Source organism: Klebsiella sp. GG_Kp173, assembly GCF_040062415.1.
Classification (GTDB): Bacteria; Pseudomonadota; Gammaproteobacteria; order Enterobacterales; family Enterobacteriaceae; genus Klebsiella; species Klebsiella quasipneumoniae.
Map to the genome: position 1 here is coordinate 1 of NZ_JBEAFZ010000030.1, position 22,183 is coordinate 22,183.

Here is a 22,183-nt window from a genome sequence, read left to right on the forward strand (position 1 = left end):
CGCTCCGGATGAATATGATGATCTCATATCAGGAACTTGTTCGCACCTTCCCTAATCCTGCTTTAATCTTGTCGCCGATCCCATGCCGTTTTATTTAATCAGGATGGAAAAAATTAGCTGAAATGCGCCTGTTGGCTTCAAAAGCCGGGAACAAAATCACCGAAACTGCCATACCGCGCGTCGCGATGGTAAAGGGAGAAATTCCTGAGCACCGGCTTACTGCTGTCTATGAGCCGATGATTAATCTGATACTCACTGGCTCCAAGAGCATGACTGTGGGAGATAAAACCTGGCAATATAATCCTGCCACCTACTTTGTGATGTCGGTGGATCTGCCCGCCGTCGGCAAGGTCTTTGCCGATGAGCGAACCGGGGCGCCCTATCTTGCGGTGAGTCTGACACCGAAGCCTGAGATTATTGCTGAATTACTGGATGGCATGCCGGGTTCAGGTAAAACGCATCTTTATAACGCCGGATTTTCTGTCGCCCCGGTTACGTCCGAATTGCTCGATGCCTGGCTGAGGATGCTGCGACTGTTCAACAAGCCAGAGGAAATTTTTGCTCTAGCCCCAGTGTATGAACGAGAGATTTTATTCCGGGTTCTTCAGGGGGCCGCAGGGCTGGATGCTGCGTGATATTGCCACGCCGGAATCGCATCTTGCCCGCATCTATAAGGTGATTAACTGGCTGAAACAACACTATATGCGGACCGGCGGGTAGAAGAGCTGGCCGCCATGGCGGCATTAAGCGTTTCCGTATTTCATCGCCACTTTCAGGCGATCATCGCGCTCAGCCCTGTCCAGTACCAAAAACGTCTTCGCCTGATGCAGGCAAGGTTGAAGTTAGCCACAACTGGCGACAGCATCACGGCCATAGCACATGCTGTCGGCTACCAAAGCCATACGCAATTCAGTCGGGAATATGGACGCCATTTCGGTCTCTCGCCTTCATCAGATCAGAAAAATATAACACTGCTCAGAAACATATAGACCTGCCGGTCCCCGGGAGATTTTATGAAATGAAAAGGACCAGACCTCTACAGCACTCTGTGTACAAGTCAACTCGATTGGCGGTAACGTCCGCTCCTAGCACGCAGCGGTCTTCACCAGGACGCCAGTAATTAAACGTGGTTGTAGGTCCTAACTATTAGGCCATTACCGCATATAAACAAAATGATTCAAGCTTTCAGGAGGATTTAATATCTTTATAAAGTGCTTGTACCCCAGAACAGCGACGAACACATGCAGAGGGGACTTGCCGTTTCTCATGGTCCTCCAGTCAACCTGCATCTGCCGCCGGGCTCGGTTTCGAAGCGAACGACCGGTTCTGCCTGTCGGGGAGGGCCTGCGAACGGATGAACTCTCTCAGGATAGTGAGCCCTCCACGATAGCCCAGCCCATGATTTCTCTGGCAATAACGGTCGCCGGGATTTTGTAGGGATGCGCATCGCTAATCCGCTTAGAGATGTAATCACGGTATTCATCGAGCAGTGATGATGGTACCGGGCGTGGTGAATACTGCAGCTTTTCAGATTTGGCTTTCAGGTGGCTGCGGACAGTATTGCGCGAAATACCCAGTTCCCTGGCGATGGCCCGGATACTCATTCCCCGCTTGTGCAGGACTTTAATTTCCATACGAATCACAAAAGTGATCATAAGCTCCCCTGTATTCAGAGGAGCAGATTAACCCCTGGATCAATTTTCAATCGCTGCGGTGGATCAGTTTTGCACCGTTGATAACAGATAGATGCGGTAAACCCGCTTGTGGTTGTCATGAAGGCCCTCCCGGCGCAATAACTGCAAAATTCGCCGGTAACCAAATCGCCGGCGTTCAATTGCCACCTCGGTGATCCGTAGAGACAGTTGCGGGTCAGCAGCCGGACGCTGGGCCGAATAACGGCAGGTTGAAAGTGACAGATCGGCCAGACTTCAGGCACGGCGTTGCGACAGACCCATTGACTCACACATGACCTCCACGGCTTTCCACTTCTGGTCTGTCCTCAGAACTTTCGGCCCAGAGCCACCTGAAGCGCCTCCTTATCCAGCCTTGCTTCGGCAAGCAGCTTCTTGAGCCGAGCGTTCTCATCTTCAAGTGACTTGAGCCGCTTCACTTCGGCTACTTCCATGCCGCCGAACCTCTTGCGACAGGAGTAAAAGGTGGCGTCTGAAATGGCATGCTTGCGGCAGAGTTCCCGGGCCGAAACCCCGGCTTCTGCCTAACGGAGAATACTGATGATCTGTTCATCGGAAAATCGCTTCTTCATGGGGATGTCCTCATGTGGCTTATGAATACATTACTAATATTGGTGTATGTTAATAAACGCTGCGTAGGTCACATTGAGTACTACATGACAATAAACCACTATCAATGATTTAGAGTCATTTCCACTGAACTGATCTGAGGAAGATAGAGCATCACATTATTTCCTGTTGAATTTAGCTCATGACACTCATATTACAAAGCCGGCCAAAATAATCAGCACCAGAAGGTGCTGATATATTGATGCATTCTACATTAGGCATGCTTATCTGCTATTTTTCTATAATGTTATGCTCAGGACCATAAGGGAAATGGGTAATGTTCTCTGCTGCATTTTCGGTGACAACCAGGATATCATGTTCGCGATAACCGCCGTGTCCCGGCATGTTCTCTGGCAGCATTATCATCGGTTCCATTGAAACTACCATTCCCGGCGCTAAAACGGTTTCAATATCCTCGCGTAATTCTAAACCGGCTTCGCGGCCATAATAGTGGCTCAGTACGCCGAAGGAGTGACCATAGCCAAAAGTCCGATACTGCAGCAGGTCATGCTCGCGATAAATTTCATTAAGCGAGGCGGCGATATCGCAACAACGGGCGCCAGGGCGGATGAGCGCCTGCCCACGGCGGTGCACCTCACAGTTGATCTCCCAATGACGCAATTGCTCATCGCTAGGCTGACCGAGGAACAGCGTACGCTCCAGCGCGGTATAGTAGCCGGCAATCATGGGAAAACAGTTCAGTGATAAAATATCCCCTTGCTTGAGGCGACGGGTCGTCACCGGATGGTGAGCACCGTCGGTATTCAGGCCAGACTGAAACCACGTCCAGGTATCGCGCAATTCAACATGCGGCAAGCGTTTCGCGATTTCCCGGGTCATCGCCGAGGTGGCTGCCAGGGCAACGTCATACTCCGGAACATCTTCAGCAATCGCTGCGACGCATGCCGCGCCGCCGAGGTCGGCGACCTGAGCACCAATTTTAATCAGCGCAATCTCTTCGGCAGACTTAATCATGCGCATACGCATTGTCGCCGGTGCAATATCAATAAACTGTGTCTGAGAAAGGTAATAGCAAAATTTAGCGCGCTGTTCGATCGTTACATGATCGCCTTCCAGTGCAATCCGCCGGCTATTATCAGGAACCACTTTACGTACTGCACGGTAATAATTATCGCGCTGCCAGTCCGTGTAAACGATATTTGCACCGTAGCTGCGGCGCCATCCCTGACCTCCATCGATATTGGTGGTAATTAAAAATGACTGGCTCGGTGTCACCACCAGGGCATACTGGCGACCAAAACTACAATATAAAAAATCGCCGTAGTAATTAATATTATGAATCGAGGTTAAAATAACTGCATCAATGCTGTCTGCTTCCATGGTGGCCCGTAATCCCGACAGTCGGCGCTGCATCTCATGGGAACTGAACGTTCCTTTAACTTTTTGCCCATTAGCTAATTCAATAATATCTGGCATGCTCATAATAAACTCCGTCGTTGATAATGGCGTGATGCCATCATCTGGAAAATGATATCTTGCTACAAACGGAGATTATTAATTTGCCGTCATTAGCCGGCCTTATGCAGCGTATATTCACCGAGAATTTGCGTTCGCTCTGCAATATGACGTGCGGTTTCTTCTGTCAGCCAGTTAATCAACGCCTGAACGCGTGGCCGTTTCTCATTATTACGCGGGCAGGTTAACCACACCTGTCCGTCTTCGACAATATCGGTAAAAGGGCGAATCAGAGCGCCATTGCTCACTTCCGTCGCACACAAAGAGTGACGGCTTAAGGCGATTCCTTGGCCGGCGCAGGCGGCCTGGAGTACGAGGTCGGCGCGGGAAAATCCGGTTCCCGCCTCGACATTCAGGTCATAGAGCCCGAGGCGGGCAAAATAGGAGCGCCAATGGGTGCTATAGGCATTTTGCGGCATGGAATCATGCAGTAAGCGCAATCCACAGAGTTCGCTGTAACTGCGCAGATGCCGTATTTTCAACAAATCCGGGCTGATCACGGGATAGATCACATCGTTGAACAGATGCCGTTGAATTAGATTTTTATCATCAATCCAAAAAGGAGTGATGGCGATATCGACCGCGTCAGATTTAAAATTGGCGGGCGTCATATCGGCATCAATTTCCAGGCTGATAGGGTACTGCTCATAAAACTGATGCAATCGGGGAAGCAGCCATTTGGTGGCAAAGGACGGCATAACCCGAATCTTTATGGTGCCCTCAAGGGTTTCTTCACCGGTTTGGTGCAACGTAGTTTCGAGGATGGCAAAGGCCTGGCGCACTCCGATAAACAGTTGTTCACCCTGCGGGGTTAAGCGTAGTCCCGCGGGAGTGCGGTGAAAGACCAGATAGCCAAGTTGCTGCTCAAGTGATTGAATTTTTTGGCTTACTGCACTCTGAGTAAGAAAAAGATCCTGCGCGGCACGGGTAAAACTGAGATTGCGCGCTGCGGCATCAAAGTAGCGTAAACCGTCGAGAGACGGCAAACCTGGTTTTCGTTGCATCATCGGTTTCTCTGTTGCTAAATAACCTGTAATAAGCACTATTCATGCCAAAATCACCATTAGCCATGCTAATAGTTATCAGTTAGAAACCACCGTTTGTCGCCGCTCAGCGAATGAATAAATATTATCAGCGTCATTCAAACTCGCGGAGATACATTGATGAAAAATAAACTGTGGCTATTACTTTCTATGTCTGCCTTACAACTTTCACCATTATTGATATCTACGGCCCAGGCTGATTTACTGGATGATATTAAGCAAAAAAAAGAAATAGTGATTGCCACCGAAGCGCGCTATGCCCCTTTTGAAATGCTTGAAGATGGCAAAATAGTCGGTCTGGGAAAAGATATTCTCACGGAAGTGATGAAAGGATTACCCGGGGTGAAAGTGGTTCAGCTGGATATTCCATTTCAAGGGATTTTACCCGGCCTGGAAAGCAAACGATTTGACTTTGTGGCAACTTCTTTAACCATCACTCGTGATCGTGAAGCAAAATTTGCTTTTACCGCTCCCTTTTCTGACGCCAGCGTGGCCATTCTGAAACGCAAAGGGGATAGCCGCATTAATAGCGCCAAAGATCTCCAGGGCATGATTGTCGCCAGCCAGGCCGGGGCGCCGCAAATTGCGGTGCTAAAAGAATATGAAGCATCGGTACTTAAACCCACCACCGGTCACGGCGTTAAAGAAATAAAAGCCTTTATTGATTATAACGAAGCCTATGCGGCATTAGCGGCGCACCGTGTTGATGCGGTTGTGCAATCGCTGCCGAACCTCGCGCCGTTGGTAAAGACCCGTGGTGATACGTTTGAAATTGTACGCCCACCGTTTGGCCCGGCCACCTGGTACGCATGGGCCGGAAGAAAGGATGCGGATAGCGCCTCACTGGTCAAATTTATCAGCGACGGCATTGTGCAGTTGAATAAATCGGGAAAACTGGCGCAGCTACAAACGAAGTGGCTGGGTTTTTCTATGGCCGTTCCTGAGCAAGTTCCGACCCCGGCAAACTAATTTGATGGATACTGGAGGGCAATATGTTTGATATTTCAGTGGTGTTTCCCTATTTCCCTCAGCTATTAATTGGCGTGCTCAGTACTCTGGCTGTATCGCTGAGCGCGATTGTCATAGGATTGATCCTCGGTTGGTTAATTTGCCTGGGGTTAAACTCTCCGCGGCGTCTCGTGCGTTGTTTTTGCAAAACCTATGTCAGTTTTTATCGTGGAACGCCGTTACTGGTCCAGTTGATATTAATATTTTATGCTTTGCCAGCCGTAGGGATCACGCTTTCACCATTGCTGGCGGCGGTTGTGGCTCTCTCATTAAATACCGCAGCCTTTCAAGGAGAGATTCTTCGGGCTGGCTTTAAAATGTTGCCCAAAGGCCAACTGGAGGCGGCACGAGATTTTGGTTTTTCAGCGGCGCAAACGCTGTTTTATATTCAGATGCCGCAGGTGTTGCGCGCCATGATGCCGGCTTTGATTAATGAAACCATCGATATTATCAAAAACTCGGCATTGGTCTCGGTGGTGGCGGTCCATGAGTTGATGAGAGTGACTCAAACACTGGCCTCAACCACCTATCGGCCGCTGGAGTTTTATACGGCATGCGGTCTCCTTTATTTTCTGACCTCGTGGGGACTGAGTATTGTTGGTACCAGGTTAGAGAAAAACCGCTCATCTTCGGCTCAAAGGGTATTAGCACAATGAATGTTGAAATACTTTTTACCTATAAAGATGCCATTGCCGCCGGTATTTTAATGACCCTAAAAATGAGTCTCGGCGGTATCCTGCTGGGGCTGGCGATCGGGCTGTGTTTTTTTCTTCTCGAAAGACAAAAACCGACTTTATTTAATGTGATATATCATGCATGGATTAATGTGTTTCGCGGCACGCCGTTACTGGTGCAGCTCTTTTTAGTCTTTTATGGTGGACCCTATATAGGTATTAATCTCGAGGCGCAACAGGTCGGGGTACTGTGCCTGGGATGTTATGGTTCCGCTTATTTTGCGGAAATATTTCGTGCGGGTCGCAATGCTGTCTCAGGTGGGCAAGTTGAAGCGGCTGCAGACCTGGGGTTAAGTCCATGGCAAATATTTACTTTCATTGTCTGGCCGCAAATGCTCGCGCGCATTATCCAGCCATTGATTGGCCAGAGCGTCATTTTGGTAAAAGAGTCGTCGGTGCTATCCATTATTACGGTCGGTGAACTCACCAATACCGCCATGACCATTGCTAACCAGACCTATGCGATGGTTGAAATCTACGCCTTAATGGCCATTGTCTATTGGGGGATCGCGATCGGTATCTCCCGTCTGGGTAATAAAATAGAGCGCCATTATTCTTATTCTCAATTAAGCCGAGGTTAATACTATGCGTGATTATGCTATTGAGATTAACAACCTCAATAAACATTATGGCGAAAACCATGTTCTACGTGGCATCGATGTCAGCATTTCTCCCGGAGAAGTCATCTGCGTGATTGGTGGCTCAGGGTCGGGTAAATCCACGCTGTTACGCTGTATTAACTTTTTGGAAGATTATAGCTCCGGCAGCATTGTGGTGAATGGCGAGAACGTCGGCTATGAACCTCTCAGCGGGGAAAAACGCCGGCGTTTAAGCGACAAGGAAAACCGTCAGGCTTTACGCGACGTCTGTATGGTCTTTCAGCAGTTTAATCTGTGGCCGCATATGACGGTACTCGATAACGTAGCCACGCCGTTGCGGCGGGTTAAAAAGGTCTCCCGTGAAGCAGCCTACGCCGAAGCGAAAACGCAACTGGCACGGGTTGGTCTGGCAGACAAAGCCGATAGCTGGCCCGCGATGTTATCCGGTGGTCAGCAGCAGCGCGTTGCCATCGCCCGGGCATTGACCATGAAACCCGCCATTATGCTGTTCGATGAACCGACTTCAGCGCTTGATCCGGAGCTGGTCGGGGAGGTGCTAAAGGTCATCCGCAATCTTGCCGATGATGGTATGACCATGATGATTGTGACCCATGAGATGGGGTTTGCCGCTAAAGTCTCCGATCGGGTGCTGTTTCTTGCCGATGGCTGCATTGAAGAGCAGGGAGCACCGGCGCAACTGTTCCATCAGCCGAAAAGCCCGCGGCTGCAGTATTTTTTGTCGTCGTGGAGTGAGCGCCAGTCGGGGGCTAGATTACCTGAAAGGGCATTGAAGGAGTCAGTATGAAGCAAGGGATTACATTTGGCGTACTCGCTGGCGCATGCTGGGGATTCATCTTCCTGCCACCGGTACTGCTACCCGAGATCTCACCACTGCTGTTAACCTGCGGTCGCTTTGCTACCTATGGGATACTGGCGGCAATATTACTTATACCTCAATGGCGCAACATTGCCCGTGTATGGCATCATCGCGATCTGCTGACGCTAATCCGTCTTTCGCTGATGAGCAATGTTTTCTATTTTCTGCTCGTCGCGGTGGCCGTACAGCAGGTCGGTATTGCCGCGACATCGTTAGTGATAGGTTTAATTCCGGTGATGGTTCCGGTGCTTGGTCGCAGGGACCAGCATGCTCCGCCCTTCAGGCAATTATTGCTGCCGATTACGGCTATCATTGCTGGTGTGGTGCTGATTAATCTGCATGCGATACAAACATCCTCGCACCAAGTTACAGAAGGAAAACGGCAGATGCTGGGGACCCTTTGTGCCTTCGCTGCATTACTGTGCTGGAGCCGTTACGCTGTCGAGAACTCCCGCTGTCTGAAAAACCTCCCTTACACCAGTAACCAGTGGTCTCTCCTGATAGGCCTGTGTACGGGATGTATTTCGGTACTGCTATGGCTCATCGCCAGTATATTCAGGTTTTCTGCAGTTGACTTGTCGTTACCGGAACACACTCAAACGCTCTTTTGGATAACGAACATGATGTTAGCCGTGGTCTCCTCATGGCTGGGATATCTGGCGTGGAATCTCTGTTCCCGGCGTCTTCCGGTATCACTGACAGGGCAGATGGTGGTTTTTGAAACCCTTTTCGCGCTGCTATATGGTTTTATCTATTCACAGCGCATTCCGGATCTCCAGGAAAGTGCCGCTATTACGCTGTTAATTGGTGGGGTTATGTTTACGTTACATTACCATCAGCACAATCATGGCGGCGACGTGAGTAATACTTCAGAAGTCAATCGGAGTTGATTATGGCTTCACCAGATTCTGGTACTTGAATAGACTGGCCCCTGGAATCTTTAGACAGTTGGTATCAATTAAGTTATTGATAGTATTAATACTCATTTTTAGGCTAGTCGCTGGAATCCGGATAATTGGGGTCAGTTTGGATATTGAAAATTATTGTACTATAAGGGCTTCCCCGGCATGTCAACGCCGGTGTTTACGGTTTCTGTCTGCACTACAGTTAAAAATAAAGGGGAGAGACTGCGGTACTATAAACGGTCATAATGAATCGTTATCGATTCGGACCCTGATGAAAGACGCGCGTGAGGTTCTTGTTCGTTAAGCGGATACGTATATCCGGTACAATAGCCAGATAGGCCTCACGGGGTCTAACCCTTTATCATCAACGAATTGCAGAACAGATGGTTATTTTGTTTCGTGCTTTAGCTGGCTGAGTACAGCCTGACATCATCACCGTAATGCAATGATGCCCAGCACAGCCTTGCGTTTTTGACGGCGATCGCTACAACGGCACGCCAGTATCCTCTGCGCTCGATCAGTGAACAGACCCAACGACTGAATGAATCAGTCTTTTTCTCCGACCCGATCAGTACCGAGCGGGCCCCCCTGAACCAGAAATGTTCTCAGATACGAATCGCCAGCTTTCGTTATCCTGCCAAGATTCGACTTTCCGCCGCTGCTGTACTGCGATAGCGTAAGGCCCAGCCAGGCTGCCAGCTGGCGTCCATTCTTAAAATCATGTGCGTTACCGATACTGGCGACCAGCGCACAGGCCGTTGTGGGGCCTACGTCCTTCAATTCCATCAGCCTTTGACTGCGATGATCTGTTTTGGCCATGCGGGACAAAATCCGATCATATTCAGCTATGTTGGCTTCGATGCGAGCAACGTGCTCCAGCAAATCATCAACACATTGCTGAACCTGAAGTGGTAAAGAATCTTTCTGTGCAAAAACCATGTGTCGCAGGGAATCTGTACTTTGTGGCGCGATGACGCCGAATTCAGATATCAATCCTCGCAGGCGATTATACGTTGCTGTTTTCTCTTCTATAAATCCCTGACGGGAGCGGTGTAGGCATTGCATCGCCTGCTGGCTCTCATCCTTAACGGGTACAAACCGCATATGCGGGCGACGAACTGCTTCACAGATAGCCTGTGCATCAGCTGCATCATTTTTGCCTGATTTACCGGCCATGCGGTAAGGAGATACAAATTTAGCAGCCATCAGACGTGGTTCATGACCATATTGCCGGAACAGTCTTGCCCAGTAGTGAGCCCCGGAGCATGCCTCCATCCCGATAACACAGGGAGGTAAACTGGCAATCAGCTCAGGAAGGGAAGCACACAATACTTTGGGTTTAACCAGAACAGTTTTACCATGCTGGTCAACTCAGTGAACAGCCAGCGCGTTACGGGCTTCACCTTTATTCAGCCCCGCCTGTACTCGCCGACAGAGTGCAGGATCGCGGAACCAGTCGAGCATAAACAGCGTTCGCTCAATGCGGCCAATTTCTCTCAGTGATTTGGCAAGTCCTTTTTGCTTCGGGTAGTTGGCTAGTTTTTTCAGCATCAGAGATGCTGTCACGGTTTCCTGCTTTATCGAGGTCGCCAGACGCAGCACTTCACGCCAGTGAATTTCGATCTCTTTCAGATTCAGGCTGGTCGTTGATATCAGTGACTGAAGCGCCGGGTATTGGTCAGCTTTCCCTTTGATAAACAGCTTCTTGTCGTTGAGATCCCTGATTCGCGGACAGAACGCAAATCCCATCAGATGCATCAGGGCAAAGACATGATCGGTGAAACCAGCTGTATCGGTGTAATGCTCCCTGATTTCCAGGTCGCTTTCGTGGTACAGCAAGCCATCGAGAACATGGGATGAATCCCTGACCCGACTGATTATGCAGGTGTAAAACGGGCTGTATTGATCCGAAATATGGGTATAAAACTGACGTCCGGGCTCCCGACCATATTTCGGGTTAACCTGCCCTGCGTAGCGGCCTGAGCTGCCTGTTCTGAAATTCTGTCCATCTGATGATGACATTGTCCCGTCGCCCCAGAATGCCGCCAGTGGACTTTTTCCCTGCGCATTTACCAGCTCTGCAAGAGCAGCTGAATAGGTTTCATCGCGGATGTACCATGCCTGAATATCTTCGAGTGATGATTTGGTGCTACCGGGGCAGGCTTCTGCCATTTTGGTCAGGCCAAGATTGATACCATCCGCAAGGATGGTGGTGAGGAGCAGGCGGGTATCGGGACGGGTAATGTCATTTTTTATATGCGAAAAATGTCGGGTAAACGTCGTCCAGCTGTTTACCTCATCGAGAGTTTCCGTGATTTTAGGGCGCGGTAACATGCTGTAAACCAGCTCTGCCAGCGGTGAAACCCGAGGCGTGATAACCGCCATCAATAGTATGCTTATCGACCTGATGGCCGCGATGTCGCATAAGGACTAGCTGAGCCGCCGCCATCGGCAGAAGCAGGGAATTGAACGGGCACCTACGCTGGGAAAGTACCGGGGCAAACAGGCCGATCTGGAACGACATAAGAAAGTTCTGTATTACCGACAGGTCAAGAAACTGCGCATAAGAGAAACTGCTGAAGCCACCGGTTACAGTACATCTCAGGTCTGCAGGGTTCAGGCCCTGTTCAGGCCTGAAAATTAAGCACATTTTCTGAGGCTGGAAATCAACTCATGCTGACAGCCTGAGCCTGTTGGCATGGTAAGCAATGTGCTCACCAATAAAGCTGGAAATGAAATAATAGCTATGGTCGTAACCAGTATGATATCGGAATGATGTGTTGATGTTCATCTCGTTGCACACTCTTTCAAGACTTTTAGTGCGTAACTGATCTTCATAAAAGGCGTCACTTAATCCCTGGTCAATAAAAATTTCTGGTAATTTCGCACCCTGTAAAATGAGACTGACGGGATCGTAGTGCTCCCACGTTTTTTTATTTTCACCCAGGTACGCGGTGAATGCCTGTTGTCCCCATGGCACCTGAGAAGGTGACACTATTGGTGAAAATGCCGATACACTCACGTATTCATCAGGATTTCGCAGCGACAGAACCAGCGCTCCCAGCCCTCCCATGGAGTGACCGGATATTGATTTCCTTGATGTTACAGGTAAATGCTCCATGACAACAGCCGGAAGCTCATGGAGAATATAGTCATACATCCTGTAATGCGTACTCCACGGATGTTCCGTCGCGTTCAGATAAAAGCCGGCCCCCTGGCCCAGATCGTAGCTGTCAGCATCTGCGACATGCTCTCCACGGGGACTGGTATCAGGAACAACGACGATGATGTTGTTCCTGGCGGCATAATGCTGCATACCCGATTTGGTGATGAAATTCTGCTCCGTACAGGTCAGACCCGAGAGCCAGTACAGCACCGGCAGTTTTTCTGTTGCTGCTTTGGGAGGAAGATAAACACCGAAATTCATCTCACAATTAAGGGTTTGTGAATTATGGCGGTATACGTTTTGCCAGCCGCCAGCGCTGGCATGCTGCTCGATGAGTTCCATTAGCCTCTGTCTCATGGTTATTTCCCCTGACAGGGAGTCAGGGGAAGTCTCTTTATAGCAGGACGTCAGATGAACGTATAAGCCGTGATTTTGTTACCCGCAGGGTCTCGCAGGTAGGCTGCATAGGCTCCAGGGAGATGGCTGCGCGGGCCAGGCTGACCTTCATCTTTCCCTCCGGCGGCAAGGCCCGCGGCGTGGAAAGCATCAACTTCTTCCGGACTTGCAGCTGCAAAGCCGACAGTAACGCCGTTGGCCGATGGCGCTTCACCGTTGCCCGGACGTGCAATAATAAAGGCTGGCTTTTCGCGACCATAAAGTACCCAGCCATTGCCAAACGGGCCGAGGTTATTGATGCCAAGCGTACCGAGAACAGCATCGTAAAAATCAGCGGATTTTTCAACATCGGATGCACCGATGAAGACGTGAGAAAAAACGTCATTACCAGAAATTACAGGTGTTGCCATGATCCATTTCCTTTAGTTTGTATTTGTTAAGGTTTACGGTGGGATCAATACTGAATCACCGTCCGGATGGATTTACCTTCATGCATAAGATCGAAGGCCTCATTGATTTCATCCAGCGTCATCGTGTGGGTAACAAATGGCTCCAGTTCAATTTCACCCTTCATGGCATCTTCTACCATGGCCGGAAGCTGCGTACGGCCTTTCACTCCGCCGAAAGCAGAACCTTTCCATACGCGCCCGGTAACGAGCTGGAATGGACGGGTGGATATCTCCTGCCCGGCGCCGGCCACGCCGATGACAATGGACTGGCCCCAGCCACGGTGAGCGCTTTCCAGCGCCGCACGCATAACGTTGACGTTACCGATACATTCAAAAGTGTGGTCAATGCCCCATTTGTTGATTTCAAGCAGCACATCTTTAATCGGTTTGTCATGGTCGTTCGGGTTGATGCAGTCGGTTGCACCGAACTGACGGGCAAGTTCGAATTTGCCCGGGTTGGTGTCGATAGCGATAATGCGTCCTGCTTTTGCCTGGCGAGCCCCCTGAACGGCAGCCAGACCGATTGCGCCAAGACCAAAAATAGCGACAGAATCTCCAGGCTGTACTTTCGCTGTGTTGTGAACAGCGCCAATCCCGGTAGTCACGCCACAGCCCAGCAGGCAGACGTGTTCATGGTTTGCCTCCGGGTTAATTTTTGCCAGAGAAACCTCGGCCACTACCGTATACTCACTGAAGGTGGAGCAGCCCATGTAGTGGTAAACAGGCTGGCCATTGTAAGAAAAGCGGGTGGTTCCGTCAGGCATCAGTCCTTTTCCCTGAGTTTCGCGAACCGATACACAGAGGTTCGTTTTCCCGGACTGACAGAATTCACACTCCCCGCATTCGGCGGTGTAAAGCGGAATCACATGGTCTCCCGGCTTCACGCTGGTCACGCCTTCACCGACCTCCACGACGACACCGGCTCCTTCGTGGCCGAGAACCACCGGGAAAACGCCCTCAGGATCGTTCCCGGAGAGGGTAAAGGCATCGGTGTGGCAGACACCGGTGTGGGTATTTTTAATCAGCACCTCGCCCTTTTTAGGTGGTGCAACATCAATTTCAACAATCTCCAGGGGCTTCCCTGGTGCAAATGCAACGGCAGCACGTGATTTCATATGTAAATTATCCTCAATGTGATGGCTTAGCTATTTAAGATAGGCGCGAACCAGTTCAATCGTATCGTCAACGGATTTACTGATTTCATGGCTGTAGCTGTCATTCTGGTCAAAGGTTTCCCGTATGTGGCTCTCGAGCACCTCTGCCATAAGACCGTTAGCTGCTCCGCGAACGGCAGCTATCTGCTGAAGAATGGAACGGCATTCAGCACCATTTTCCAGCGCTCTTTCCAGAGCATCAATCTGACCCCGAATGCGGCGAACACGGATAAGGACCTTTTTTTTCTCTTCAGGAGTACTGGGCATTATTTACCTCACCATTTTTGATTTTATATACTATAGTGGAGTATATAATTATCGTCAATGCATACTCCACTATAGTATAACTAAGAATAAACATAGCCACCTTTATTTTCGATATAAATCATATATTTATATTATTTTGTTGTGATGCGGTCGGAAGGAAAGTTACTACAAAAATGATATCTACCGATACGGGATTTGGGGCATAGGCGGTTCTGTTAAATTTCGGCAGATATTGGCTCATCATTGATGGTCAAAAAATGAGCCTAACGAATGGAAGGGACTTCCCCTGATTATGCGCCTGATTAACTCTTGTGCAATCATGGGGTAAACACAGCCCCGGAGGGATTCGTTATGACCATCACGACTGTCGGTATCGATCTTGCTAAAAATGTGTTCGCTGTTCATTGCGTTGACCAGAATGGCAAAACCGTTCTGGTTAAATCCAGAGTAACCCACGCAGCTCTTCCCGGGCTGATTGCTGGTTTGCCGCCCTGTGTTATCGGGATGGAGGCGGCTCCGGGGCTCATTACTGGGCAAGACTGTTTCGGCAGTATGGTCATGAGCCGCGTCTGATGGCCGCTAAATTTGTATCGCCTTACCGCATGGCTGGTAAAAATGATGCAGCTGCAGCTGCAGCTGATGCTCAGGCTATCTGCGAGGCGGTTCGTCGCCCACATATGCGGTTTGTGCCGGTTAAGGATGAGAGCCAGCAGGCAATGCAGTGTCTGCATCGTACCCGACAGGGTTTTATCGAAGAGAAAACAGCAACATATAATCGTCTCCGGGGGTTGATATCTGAATTCGGCGTTATCGCCCCACAAAGTACAGATGCCCTGCGCCACATAGTTTTTGAGCAGAAGAATTCTTTACCACTTCAGGTTCAGCAATGTGTTGATGATTTGCTGGAGCACGTTGCTCGCATTGAAGATAACATCGCTGAATATGACCGAATTTTGTCCCGCATGGCCAAAACAGATCATCGCAGTCAGCGGCTGATGGAATTGAAGGGCGTTGGCCCCACAACGGCCTGTGCGCTGGTCGCCAGTATCGGTAATGCACATGATTTTAAGAATGGGCGCCAGCTGGCAGCCTGGCTGGGACTGACACCATCGCAGTACAGCAGCGGCGGAAAGTCGAAGCTTGGCAGGATAACGAAAGCTGGCGATTCGTATCTGAGAACACTTCTGGTTCAGAGTGCCCGCTCGGTACTGATCGGGGCGGAGAAAAGGACTGATTTATTCAGTCGTTGGGTCTGCTCACTGGTCGAACGCAGAGGATACTGGCGCGCTGTTGTTGCCATCGCTGCCAAAAATGCAAGACTGTGCTGGGCATCATTACATTACGGTGATGATTTCAGGTTGTACTCAGCCAGCTAAAGTACAAAGCTGTATGACCATCTGATCTGCAACTCGTTGATGATAAAGGGTTAGACCCCGTGAGGTATATCTGCTTATTGTACAGGGCAAGTGTACCCGACTAACGAACTAGAGCCTCACGAGCGTCTTTCATCAGGGTCCGAATCGATGACGATTCATCATGACCGTTTATAGTACCGCAGTCTCTCCCCTTTATTTTTTTACTATAGTGCAGACAGAAACCGTAAACACCGGCGTTGACATGCCGGGGAAGCCCTTATAGTACAATAATTTTCAATATCCAAACTGACCCCAATAAGCCTTGTCAGTGGTTGCCTCCGGGTGTCACGTGCGCAGCTGCATGCCATAGTCAGTAGGTCGAAGAACTGACAGGATCGCCGACGCAGGCGCAAGCCTGATGATACAGAAGCGCTGGCCCGTATCCATACCGTTATCGGTGATCTTGTAATAGCCCCCGTTTAAACCGGACACTTCACCAGTAAGACATAGGCATAGAGCTATGTTTAAGGAGTGTCCTGTGCAAAGAATCGAAGTGATCACTGGCGAGCAAAAGCGCCGCCGTTATACTCCCGAAGAGAAAGCCCGTTTTGTAGCGCTCGCCATGCAGCCCGGCTACACCGTCTCACTCGTTGCCCGGCAATATGGCATCACTCCCAGTCTTCTTTTTAAGTGGAAACGACTCATGAACGAGGGTGGCAAGTCTGCGGTCGCCGCAGGCGACGAGGTGGTCAGCGTCTCCGGGCTCAAAGCGCTGGAGAAAAAAGTCAAACAGCTTGAGCAGATGCTGGGACGCAAAACGATGGAAGCCGAAATCCTTCGCGACGCGCTTGAGATAGCCCAGGCAAAAAAGTTGATATCGCGCATGCCATTGCTGCCACCGGACGATATCCCCTCATCCGAATAGCAGAAGTGCTCTGTGTATCGCGTTCGAATCTGTATGACCGGTTACTGGATAAACGCCAGCACCGGTCAGCCCGCTACAGCAAAGACGATGACGCCCGACTGTTACCGCTTATCCGCCAGATATGCAGCGAGCGGGCAACAAACGGCTATCGTCGCGTGACTGCGCACCTCAATCGTGCGCTGAAGGAACATAACTGGCGAGTTAACCCCAAACGTATTTATCGGATCATGCAGGCGAATAACCTGTTACTGGCAAAATCTGGCCATAAGAAGCCAGAACACTGTCATACCGGCAGCGTCGTGACACTTAAGTCGGATACGCGCTGGTGCTCAGATGGCTTCGAAATCCGCTGCTGGAATCGGGAAGTCGTGCGGGTGGTGTTCAGCCTTGACTGCTGTGATCGTGAAGCCATCAGTTGGTCGGCCACAACAGGCGGTATAAACAGCGTTATGGTGCAGGATCTGCTGACAGAGAGTGTAGAAAAGCGCTTTGGAAATACGCTTTACCTGCCACACGCCGTTGAGTGGCTGACCGATAACGGCAGTTGCTACATAGCGGACGCGACAAGGACGTTCGCTGCTTCACTCGGGTTCATCGTGTGTACGACGCCAGTGCGTAGCCCGGAGAGCAATGGGATGGCTGAATCGTTCGTGAAAACATTCAAGCGTGACTACGTGTATGTGAATGACCTGCCGGATGCGGTGACCGTAATGGAAAAACTGACAGAATGGATGGAAGACTATAATAACTGGCATCCCCATAAAGGACTGAAAATGCAGTCACCGAGAGAATACAGAAGTTCATTAGTAGCTATAAATTAACCGTGTCCGATTTAGCGGGGGGCAACTCCATCGAGCCCCTGAAAGAAGCCGTGGAGTACGGTCAGTCGCGAAAATGGATAGCGTACGCGTTCTTGTTGCCAAAGGACGGGGAATAGCCCGTGTCAGCCACGCCATGGGTGTGTCGTGTGCGCAGTGAAACGTTCTGCCGACTGGTAGGACAGGCGCAGTAACCGGCGTAATGACGACGCAGACGCGGAATACTGTCGGCTTTCCTCAACATTATCAGTGATAAACCGAGTTATGGTCATCGACGCGAGTGGCGCATCCGGCGCAAGCAAAGTCAGACAGGGTGACAACCAGCAGTGAAAGCCAAAAGGTTTTACAGGAGAATGAGCAAGTATATGCATGACAAGCCAGAGCGACCGAAGCGTAGACATAAGGCCAAAATCTCGTTAGCAGAAAGCGAGATGCTCAGGTGTTCAGATGGCTTTGAATTCGTCTGCAACAAGAGTGAAAAACTGCGGGTCACGTTCGCGCTGGACTTCTGCGACCGTGGGGGCATAGACTGGGCAGCAATCACGGGAGGTTATGACAGTTCAACGGTGCGGGATGTGATTCTGAAAGCGCATCGGCGACATGTTGCCGGACACACCAGTGCAGTGGCTGACGGACAACGGTTCAGCGTATACCACGTATGAAACGCGGAGGTTCGTGAAAACGATGAAAGAAGACTATATAGCGTTCATGCCAAAACAGGATTGAGAACAGCACTGTGAAACCTTGCAGCAGCATTCAAGCATAACAATGAAAACCACCCGCACAGCGCGCTGGGATATCACTCTCAAAGGGAAAAACTGTAGCAGTGCACATCGTTAACTTAAGATAGAAAAGCTGTCCAGAAACGGCGGGTCAAGATCAGGACGAGTAGGAGTACGCCTTCGCGGAATAGCGTACGATGTCTGGTCTTATGCAACGGTAGGACGCGGCGCTGAGCGAGCGCGTCACGGCCTTCAGAACGCAGATGAAGAGTTTGAGCGAGCAGCGCAGCATCATAAAGCGCTAAAGCTGAAACGATCGCAGTGGTAGCGGACGTACAATGGAGCGGTGTAGCTAAGTGCTGCTATGGTAAATGCGGCATTTTTTAATTATATGGAGTGTATTTTTATGAGAATTAAAAAGCCTCACCTTCGTCCGATAGTCATAACCTTGTCCGTTGGTGGTATTTTTTTGACTTCTATTTTTCTGATTGTTGTTATTATGGTTTTTCAGCGCGAAAATATAGAAAAAGACTTGCTTAATGCTAATTCATCGTATGCTATGAAAATGTCAGATGTAATGAGTAATTATATTGAAATGGCTCAAAGTGAATTGGCGTATGGCGCAAAAGAAATAGAGTCAACTAATGATGTTGATTCACTTAAAAATGAGGCGGATAGGCTAAGATTGCAGTCCGGCATGTTTAATTCAGTTGTTGTTGTTAGTAATCGCGCTGTTGTTCTGGCAACTTCTCCAGAATCACTTGATTTAGTTGGTGTTCACTTGAACTCAAGTGTCAGTAAATTGGCTATTGAAGGCAAAAAGGCATTTATATCGCAACCTTACAAATCAGTTGCTGGGAATTTGATTGTTTTGTTGTCACATCCTATTTATGATAAGAGTGGTAATTACATAGGGTATATCAGCGGGTCTATATATCTAAAAAAACAGAGTTTATTTAGCGATGTTTTGAGTAGACATTTTTTTAATGACGACACTGAAATTACCATCGTTAGTGATGATGGTAATGTGATCTTTAATAAAGATAACAGTGTTGTTGGTCGACCGATGGTTATGCCTGATGATTTGAAATCAAAGTTAGCTTCGTCTGAAAGACGCGAGGGTACCTTTTTTTCTTCGGGGCATAAGTATCTTCTTGGTTATGCTCATATGAAAAATACTGACTGGAATGTGTTTGTTTATAGTCATGCTGACAACGTGACCACTATTCTTATTAATTATGCTAAAAATGTGCTTGTGCTGCTAGTTATAATAATAGTTGTGTTTTCAGTTGTTTCATATTTCATTGCATCCCAAATTTCAATTCCTTTAGAAAATCTTGCTATATCTACCAATGCTAAAGATATAGAGTCCTCGCTGACTTATATTAAAGGTATCAATGCTTGGTATGCCGAAGCTGACCGCCTTAAAAAGGCACTTTTAACGAATGTAAAGGTAATGAAGAAAAGGGTTAACACTCTAAATGAAGTGGCAGTAAAAGATCCCCTAACCGGTGTAAATAATAGATTGGGGTTTTCGAATAAAACAAAGGATTACACGCAAGGTTCAGGGGCTTCAGTTATTGCTATTGATGTTGACTTTTTTAAAAAGATAAATGATTTCTTCGGGCATGGGGTCGGAGATGAGGTGCTTATTTCTTTGGCTCATGTTATTAATTCTTGCTGCCGTAGTGAAGATATTGTTTGCCGGTTTGGTGGTGAAGAGTTTGTTATTTTTCTGCCGAATACTTCAGTGGTAACAGCAGAGCGTATTGCGGAGCGTATCAGAAGTGTTATTGAAAGTACTGTTTTTACTAATGACTTGCGTGTCACCATATCTGCTGGTGTAGCAACGCAAAATGATCCCCTTAGTGGGATCGACTTTTTGCTGAAAAATGCTGATGATGCTCTTTATCAAGCAAAGGGAGAGGGGCGTAATAAAGTGATTGTATATAGTGCTATTTGAGTTTTGGGTAATGCTCCCAACTTACTGATTTAGTGTACGATGGTGATTTTGAGGTTCTCACATGGCTTCCATTTGAATCGCCACGGATAATCTAAACACTTCCGAGCCATTGATAATACTGGTTTTCATATCCTGTCGGTGACATCTGATTGTTCGACCCATGTCGACGCTTACTGTTAAAAAAAATTTCGATGTAATCAAAAATTTCGCTGCGGGCTTCTCCCGCCTTCCGTAGATCTTTTCTTTATGCGCTCTCGGTTCAGTAACTGAAAAAGCTTTCTGCAACCGCGTTATCGTGACAGTTACCGCGACGGCTCATACACCCTTCCATGATTGCCGTGGTTCCGCGTCGTCTGGCCTGCAAAGATGATTATCTGGTGATTGTGGATATGCCACTGGAAGTACCATGCTTTACGAAAAGCATGGCCTGGAATCGCGATCCGGCGCATCAATGGATCCGGGCGTTGTGCGTTGAGGTCAGTCAGGATGAGCCATTTAGACGGTATCAGAATACAGGGCGACTGTCGGTAAGATATAAAATTACTTATTTTCCTGATGCCGGATAGATGTAAGCAACACCCCAAACCAGATTCATTACTTGCAAAACGGAGGTAGTCCATAGATGTAAAAAGTGGGCTCAGAAATGCCCATATTTCGGCAGACTTCCCCGACGCGAGTGCCGGTTTCGGCCTTTTTCAGCGCAAACGCAATTTGTTCTTCAGTATAGCTTGTCTTTTTCATGGCGAAATACGTGAAATCGCTATTTAGCTATTTTTTATGAAGAATGATGATCCGAGATACTTGAAAACCGTTGTTGCCCTGTGAAAGCATCCCATTTTGAAAAAATCTTGAATTCAAAATGTTGAAGACAAAATCGGATGGAAAAAGTTAACTTATCTGGTATTGTCAGTAAAACCGGCAAAGGATTCAACTTACCAGGGGTGGTTTGTTGAATATGGAGCAGTAGCAGCCCCTTTGCCGGTTTGTCATCCTATCATGCTTGCATCACTTTCCTTCCTGCACCTAAAGACATCCACATACGATCTGCAAATAAGAAGTCAGGTTTCATTATGGGAGTGAACTTCTTTTAACGATAAATGGGTCTCGCCAGATGCATGAAACGTGACACTGTCACATTTAGATAGATATGATTTAATTCCGTTGGTTATAGTTACTATGATAAATATCAATAGCGATAAAATAATATCAATTAATTATAAAATTGATACATAATAAATAAAACGAGGTTTCAGTATTTTGCTATAAAAACAATAAAAATGCATGGATTCAGGAATAATGAGAAATATGCTCATTTTTCCATCGCTTCAAGAGGTATGCAACATCCTATTTACAGTTAGAATAATAACGATTATTCCATTTGTTATCATATTGTTAAAAAGAGTGGGGCAGTATCTTTTCCTAGTTCGTGCTTAAAAAAGTAACTTTTTCGCGCCTCTCTACTGAGATAACGCTACGTGAAATCTGGAGAAATTTAAGGGGGTGAGTACGCCATATTTTGCGTAGCGCACGGTTGTCAAAGTACAAAATTTGTCTGATTTATGCCCGGATCGTGGTTGAAACGAAAACGAAGTATGAAGGGCTGGCGAAGTGAAGCTTTTTACGCCATGAAAATACTTTTGTGCTTTGAGGAGGGAGTGGAACAGCTTATAGACCACATCAAGCCTTGTGTAACAGTTGACCTGCTCCCCGTTGATTAACACACCGCGATGAGAGCTTCGTGAAAACGATAAAGCGTGACTACATAAGTATCATGCCCAAACCAGACGGGTTAACGGCAGCAAAGAACCTTGCAGAGGCGTTCGAGCATTATAACGAATGGCATCCGCATAGTGCGCTGGGTTATCGCTCGCCACGAGAATATCTGCGGCAGCGGGCCAGTAATGGGTTAAGTGATAACAGGTGTCTGGAAAAATAGGGGCAAATCCACTTTTCCTTTCGTTTACCATGAGAGTGGCTTTGTTGAATAAATCGAACTTTTGCTGAGTTGAAGGATCAGATCACGCAT

General features: G+C 48.4%; 13 protein-coding genes and 13 pseudogenes. 14 read left to right on the plus strand and 12 right to left on the minus strand.

The window, feature by feature from the left end:
- Positions 1-122 precede the first annotated feature (122 nt).
- Positions 123-989: pseudogene (locus ABLU50_RS14645) on the plus strand (AraC family transcriptional regulator).
- 228 nt (positions 990-1,217) lie between these two features.
- Here ABLU50_RS14645 and ABLU50_RS14650 read toward each other — a convergent pair.
- The 4 genes and pseudogenes from ABLU50_RS14650 to ABLU50_RS14665 all read right to left on the minus strand — a co-directional run.
- Positions 1,218-1,655, minus strand: a pseudogene (locus ABLU50_RS14650) (helix-turn-helix domain-containing protein); the annotation flags it as partial.
- Between the two features lie 78 nt (positions 1,656-1,733).
- Positions 1,734-2,263: pseudogene (locus tag ABLU50_RS14655) on the minus strand (transposase); the annotation flags it as partial.
- Positions 2,264-2,531: 268 nt separating this feature from the next.
- Positions 2,532-3,743, minus strand: coding sequence for a M24 family metallopeptidase (locus ABLU50_RS14660; protein ID WP_004118158.1), 1,212 nt, complete (start codon positions 3,741-3,743; stop codon positions 2,532-2,534).
- An 86-nt stretch (positions 3,744-3,829) separates the two neighbouring features.
- Entirely contained in the window at positions 3,830-4,783 is a 954-nt protein-coding gene (locus ABLU50_RS14665; RefSeq protein ID WP_049013595.1) for a LysR substrate-binding domain-containing protein, read from the minus strand.
- Positions 4,784-4,939: 156 nt separating this feature from the next.
- Here ABLU50_RS14665 and ABLU50_RS14670 point away from each other — a divergent pair, with 156 nt between their 5' ends.
- Genes ABLU50_RS14670 through ABLU50_RS14690 form a run of 5 tightly spaced genes read left to right on the plus strand, consistent with a single transcriptional unit; the run spans position 4,940 to position 8,927 of the window.
- Positions 4,940-5,788, plus strand: coding sequence for a transporter substrate-binding domain-containing protein (locus ABLU50_RS14670; RefSeq protein WP_004118155.1), 849 nt, complete (start codon positions 4,940-4,942; stop codon positions 5,786-5,788).
- A 23-nt stretch (positions 5,789-5,811) separates the two neighbouring features.
- Positions 5,812-6,483 (plus strand): amino acid ABC transporter permease, encoded by a 672-nt coding sequence (locus ABLU50_RS14675; protein WP_040216852.1) that lies wholly within the window; start codon positions 5,812-5,814, stop codon positions 6,481-6,483.
- The gene (locus tag ABLU50_RS14680) at positions 6,480-7,142 is read left to right on the plus strand and encodes an amino acid ABC transporter permease (protein WP_049013596.1); all 663 of its coding nucleotides are present in this window, start codon (positions 6,480-6,482) and stop codon (positions 7,140-7,142) included. Before ABLU50_RS14675 ends, ABLU50_RS14680 begins: the two co-directional genes overlap by 4 nt.
- 4 nt (positions 7,143-7,146) lie before the next feature.
- The gene (locus ABLU50_RS14685; RefSeq protein ID WP_049013597.1) at positions 7,147-7,965 is read left to right on the plus strand and encodes an amino acid ABC transporter ATP-binding protein; all 819 of its coding nucleotides are present in this window, start codon (positions 7,147-7,149) and stop codon (positions 7,963-7,965) included.
- Positions 7,962-8,927: a DMT family transporter gene (locus ABLU50_RS14690; RefSeq protein WP_049013598.1), complete on the plus strand. Its 966-nt coding sequence runs from the start codon at positions 7,962-7,964 to the stop codon at positions 8,925-8,927. Before ABLU50_RS14685 ends, ABLU50_RS14690 begins: the two co-directional genes overlap by 4 nt.
- Before the next feature lie 419 nt (positions 8,928-9,346).
- Here the strand turns inward: ABLU50_RS14690 and ABLU50_RS14695 are convergent.
- Together ABLU50_RS14695 and ABLU50_RS14700 are read right to left on the minus strand one after the other, a co-directional pair.
- Positions 9,347-10,328 (minus strand): annotated as a pseudogene (locus tag ABLU50_RS14695) (IS110 family transposase).
- Positions 10,323-11,276, minus strand: a pseudogene (locus ABLU50_RS14700) (Tn3 family transposase); the annotation flags it as partial. The pseudogenes ABLU50_RS14700 and ABLU50_RS14695, both read right to left, overlap by 6 nt.
- A 28-nt stretch (positions 11,277-11,304) precedes the next feature.
- On the opposite strand from ABLU50_RS14700, the pseudogene ABLU50_RS14705 reads away from it, so the two are divergent.
- Positions 11,305-11,586 (plus strand): annotated as a pseudogene (locus tag ABLU50_RS14705) (resolvase); the annotation flags it as partial.
- Positions 11,587-11,613: 27 nt separating this feature from the next.
- On the opposite strand, the gene fghA reads toward ABLU50_RS14705, so the two are convergent.
- The 4 genes from fghA to frmR all read right to left on the minus strand — a co-directional run bounded on the left by fghA (position 11,614) and on the right by frmR (position 14,374).
- Entirely contained in the window at positions 11,614-12,450 is an 837-nt protein-coding gene (gene fghA, locus ABLU50_RS14710; RefSeq protein WP_032413414.1) for an S-formylglutathione hydrolase, read from the minus strand.
- Positions 12,451-12,515: 65 nt separating this feature from the next.
- Positions 12,516-12,914 carry a VOC family protein gene (locus ABLU50_RS14715; RefSeq protein ID WP_008813494.1) on the minus strand — a complete coding sequence of 133 codons (399 nt, stop codon included), beginning with the start codon at positions 12,912-12,914 and terminating at the stop codon, positions 12,516-12,518.
- Positions 12,915-12,958: 44 nt separating this feature from the next.
- Complete coding sequence (frmA, locus tag ABLU50_RS14720; protein ID WP_049013446.1) at positions 12,959-14,068, minus strand: S-(hydroxymethyl)glutathione dehydrogenase; 1,110 nt, start codon at positions 14,066-14,068, stop codon at positions 12,959-12,961.
- A gap of 30 nt (positions 14,069-14,098) precedes the next feature.
- Positions 14,099-14,374, minus strand: a complete 276-nt coding sequence (gene frmR, locus ABLU50_RS14725) for a formaldehyde-responsive transcriptional repressor FrmR (RefSeq protein WP_032413273.1) — start codon at positions 14,372-14,374, stop codon at positions 14,099-14,101.
- Positions 14,375-14,725: 351 nt separating this feature from the next.
- On the opposite strand from frmR, the pseudogene ABLU50_RS14730 reads away from it, so the two are divergent.
- The 6 genes and pseudogenes from ABLU50_RS14730 to ABLU50_RS14755 all read left to right on the plus strand — a co-directional run bounded on the left by ABLU50_RS14730 (position 14,726) and on the right by ABLU50_RS14755 (position 20,157).
- Positions 14,726-15,750, plus strand: a pseudogene (locus tag ABLU50_RS14730) (IS110 family transposase).
- A 294-nt stretch (positions 15,751-16,044) separates the two neighbouring features.
- Positions 16,045-16,194, plus strand: a pseudogene (locus ABLU50_RS14735) (IS3 family transposase); the annotation flags it as partial.
- 55 nt (positions 16,195-16,249) lie between these two features.
- A protein-coding gene (locus ABLU50_RS14740; protein WP_162838182.1) for an IS3 family transposase occupies positions 16,250-17,475 on the plus strand; the annotation gives its coding sequence in 2 pieces (ribosomal slippage) (positions 16,250-16,592 and positions 16,592-17,475; 1,227 coding nt in all).
- A gap of 29 nt (positions 17,476-17,504) precedes the next feature.
- Positions 17,505-18,296, plus strand: a pseudogene (locus tag ABLU50_RS14745) (integrase core domain-containing protein); the annotation flags it as partial.
- A gap of 52 nt (positions 18,297-18,348) precedes the next feature.
- Positions 18,349-18,522: pseudogene (locus ABLU50_RS14750) on the plus strand (nuclease); the annotation flags it as partial.
- A gap of 78 nt (positions 18,523-18,600) precedes the next feature.
- On the plus strand, positions 18,601-20,157 hold the full coding sequence (locus ABLU50_RS14755; protein ID WP_348864803.1) for a sensor domain-containing diguanylate cyclase: 1,557 nt from the start codon (positions 18,601-18,603) through the stop codon (positions 20,155-20,157).
- Positions 20,158-20,248: 91 nt separating this feature from the next.
- Here the strand turns inward: ABLU50_RS14755 and ABLU50_RS14760 are convergent.
- Together ABLU50_RS14760 and ABLU50_RS14765 are read right to left on the minus strand one after the other, a co-directional pair.
- Positions 20,249-20,476 (minus strand): annotated as a pseudogene (locus ABLU50_RS14760) (IS3 family transposase); the annotation flags it as partial.
- Positions 20,477-20,781: 305 nt separating this feature from the next.
- A pseudogene (locus ABLU50_RS14765) lies at positions 20,782-20,898 on the minus strand (transposase); the annotation flags it as partial.
- 988 nt (positions 20,899-21,886) lie between these two features.
- On the opposite strand from ABLU50_RS14765, the pseudogene ABLU50_RS14770 reads away from it, so the two are divergent.
- Positions 21,887-22,093, plus strand: a pseudogene (locus ABLU50_RS14770) (integrase core domain-containing protein); the annotation flags it as partial.
- Positions 22,094-22,183 lie beyond the last annotated feature (90 nt).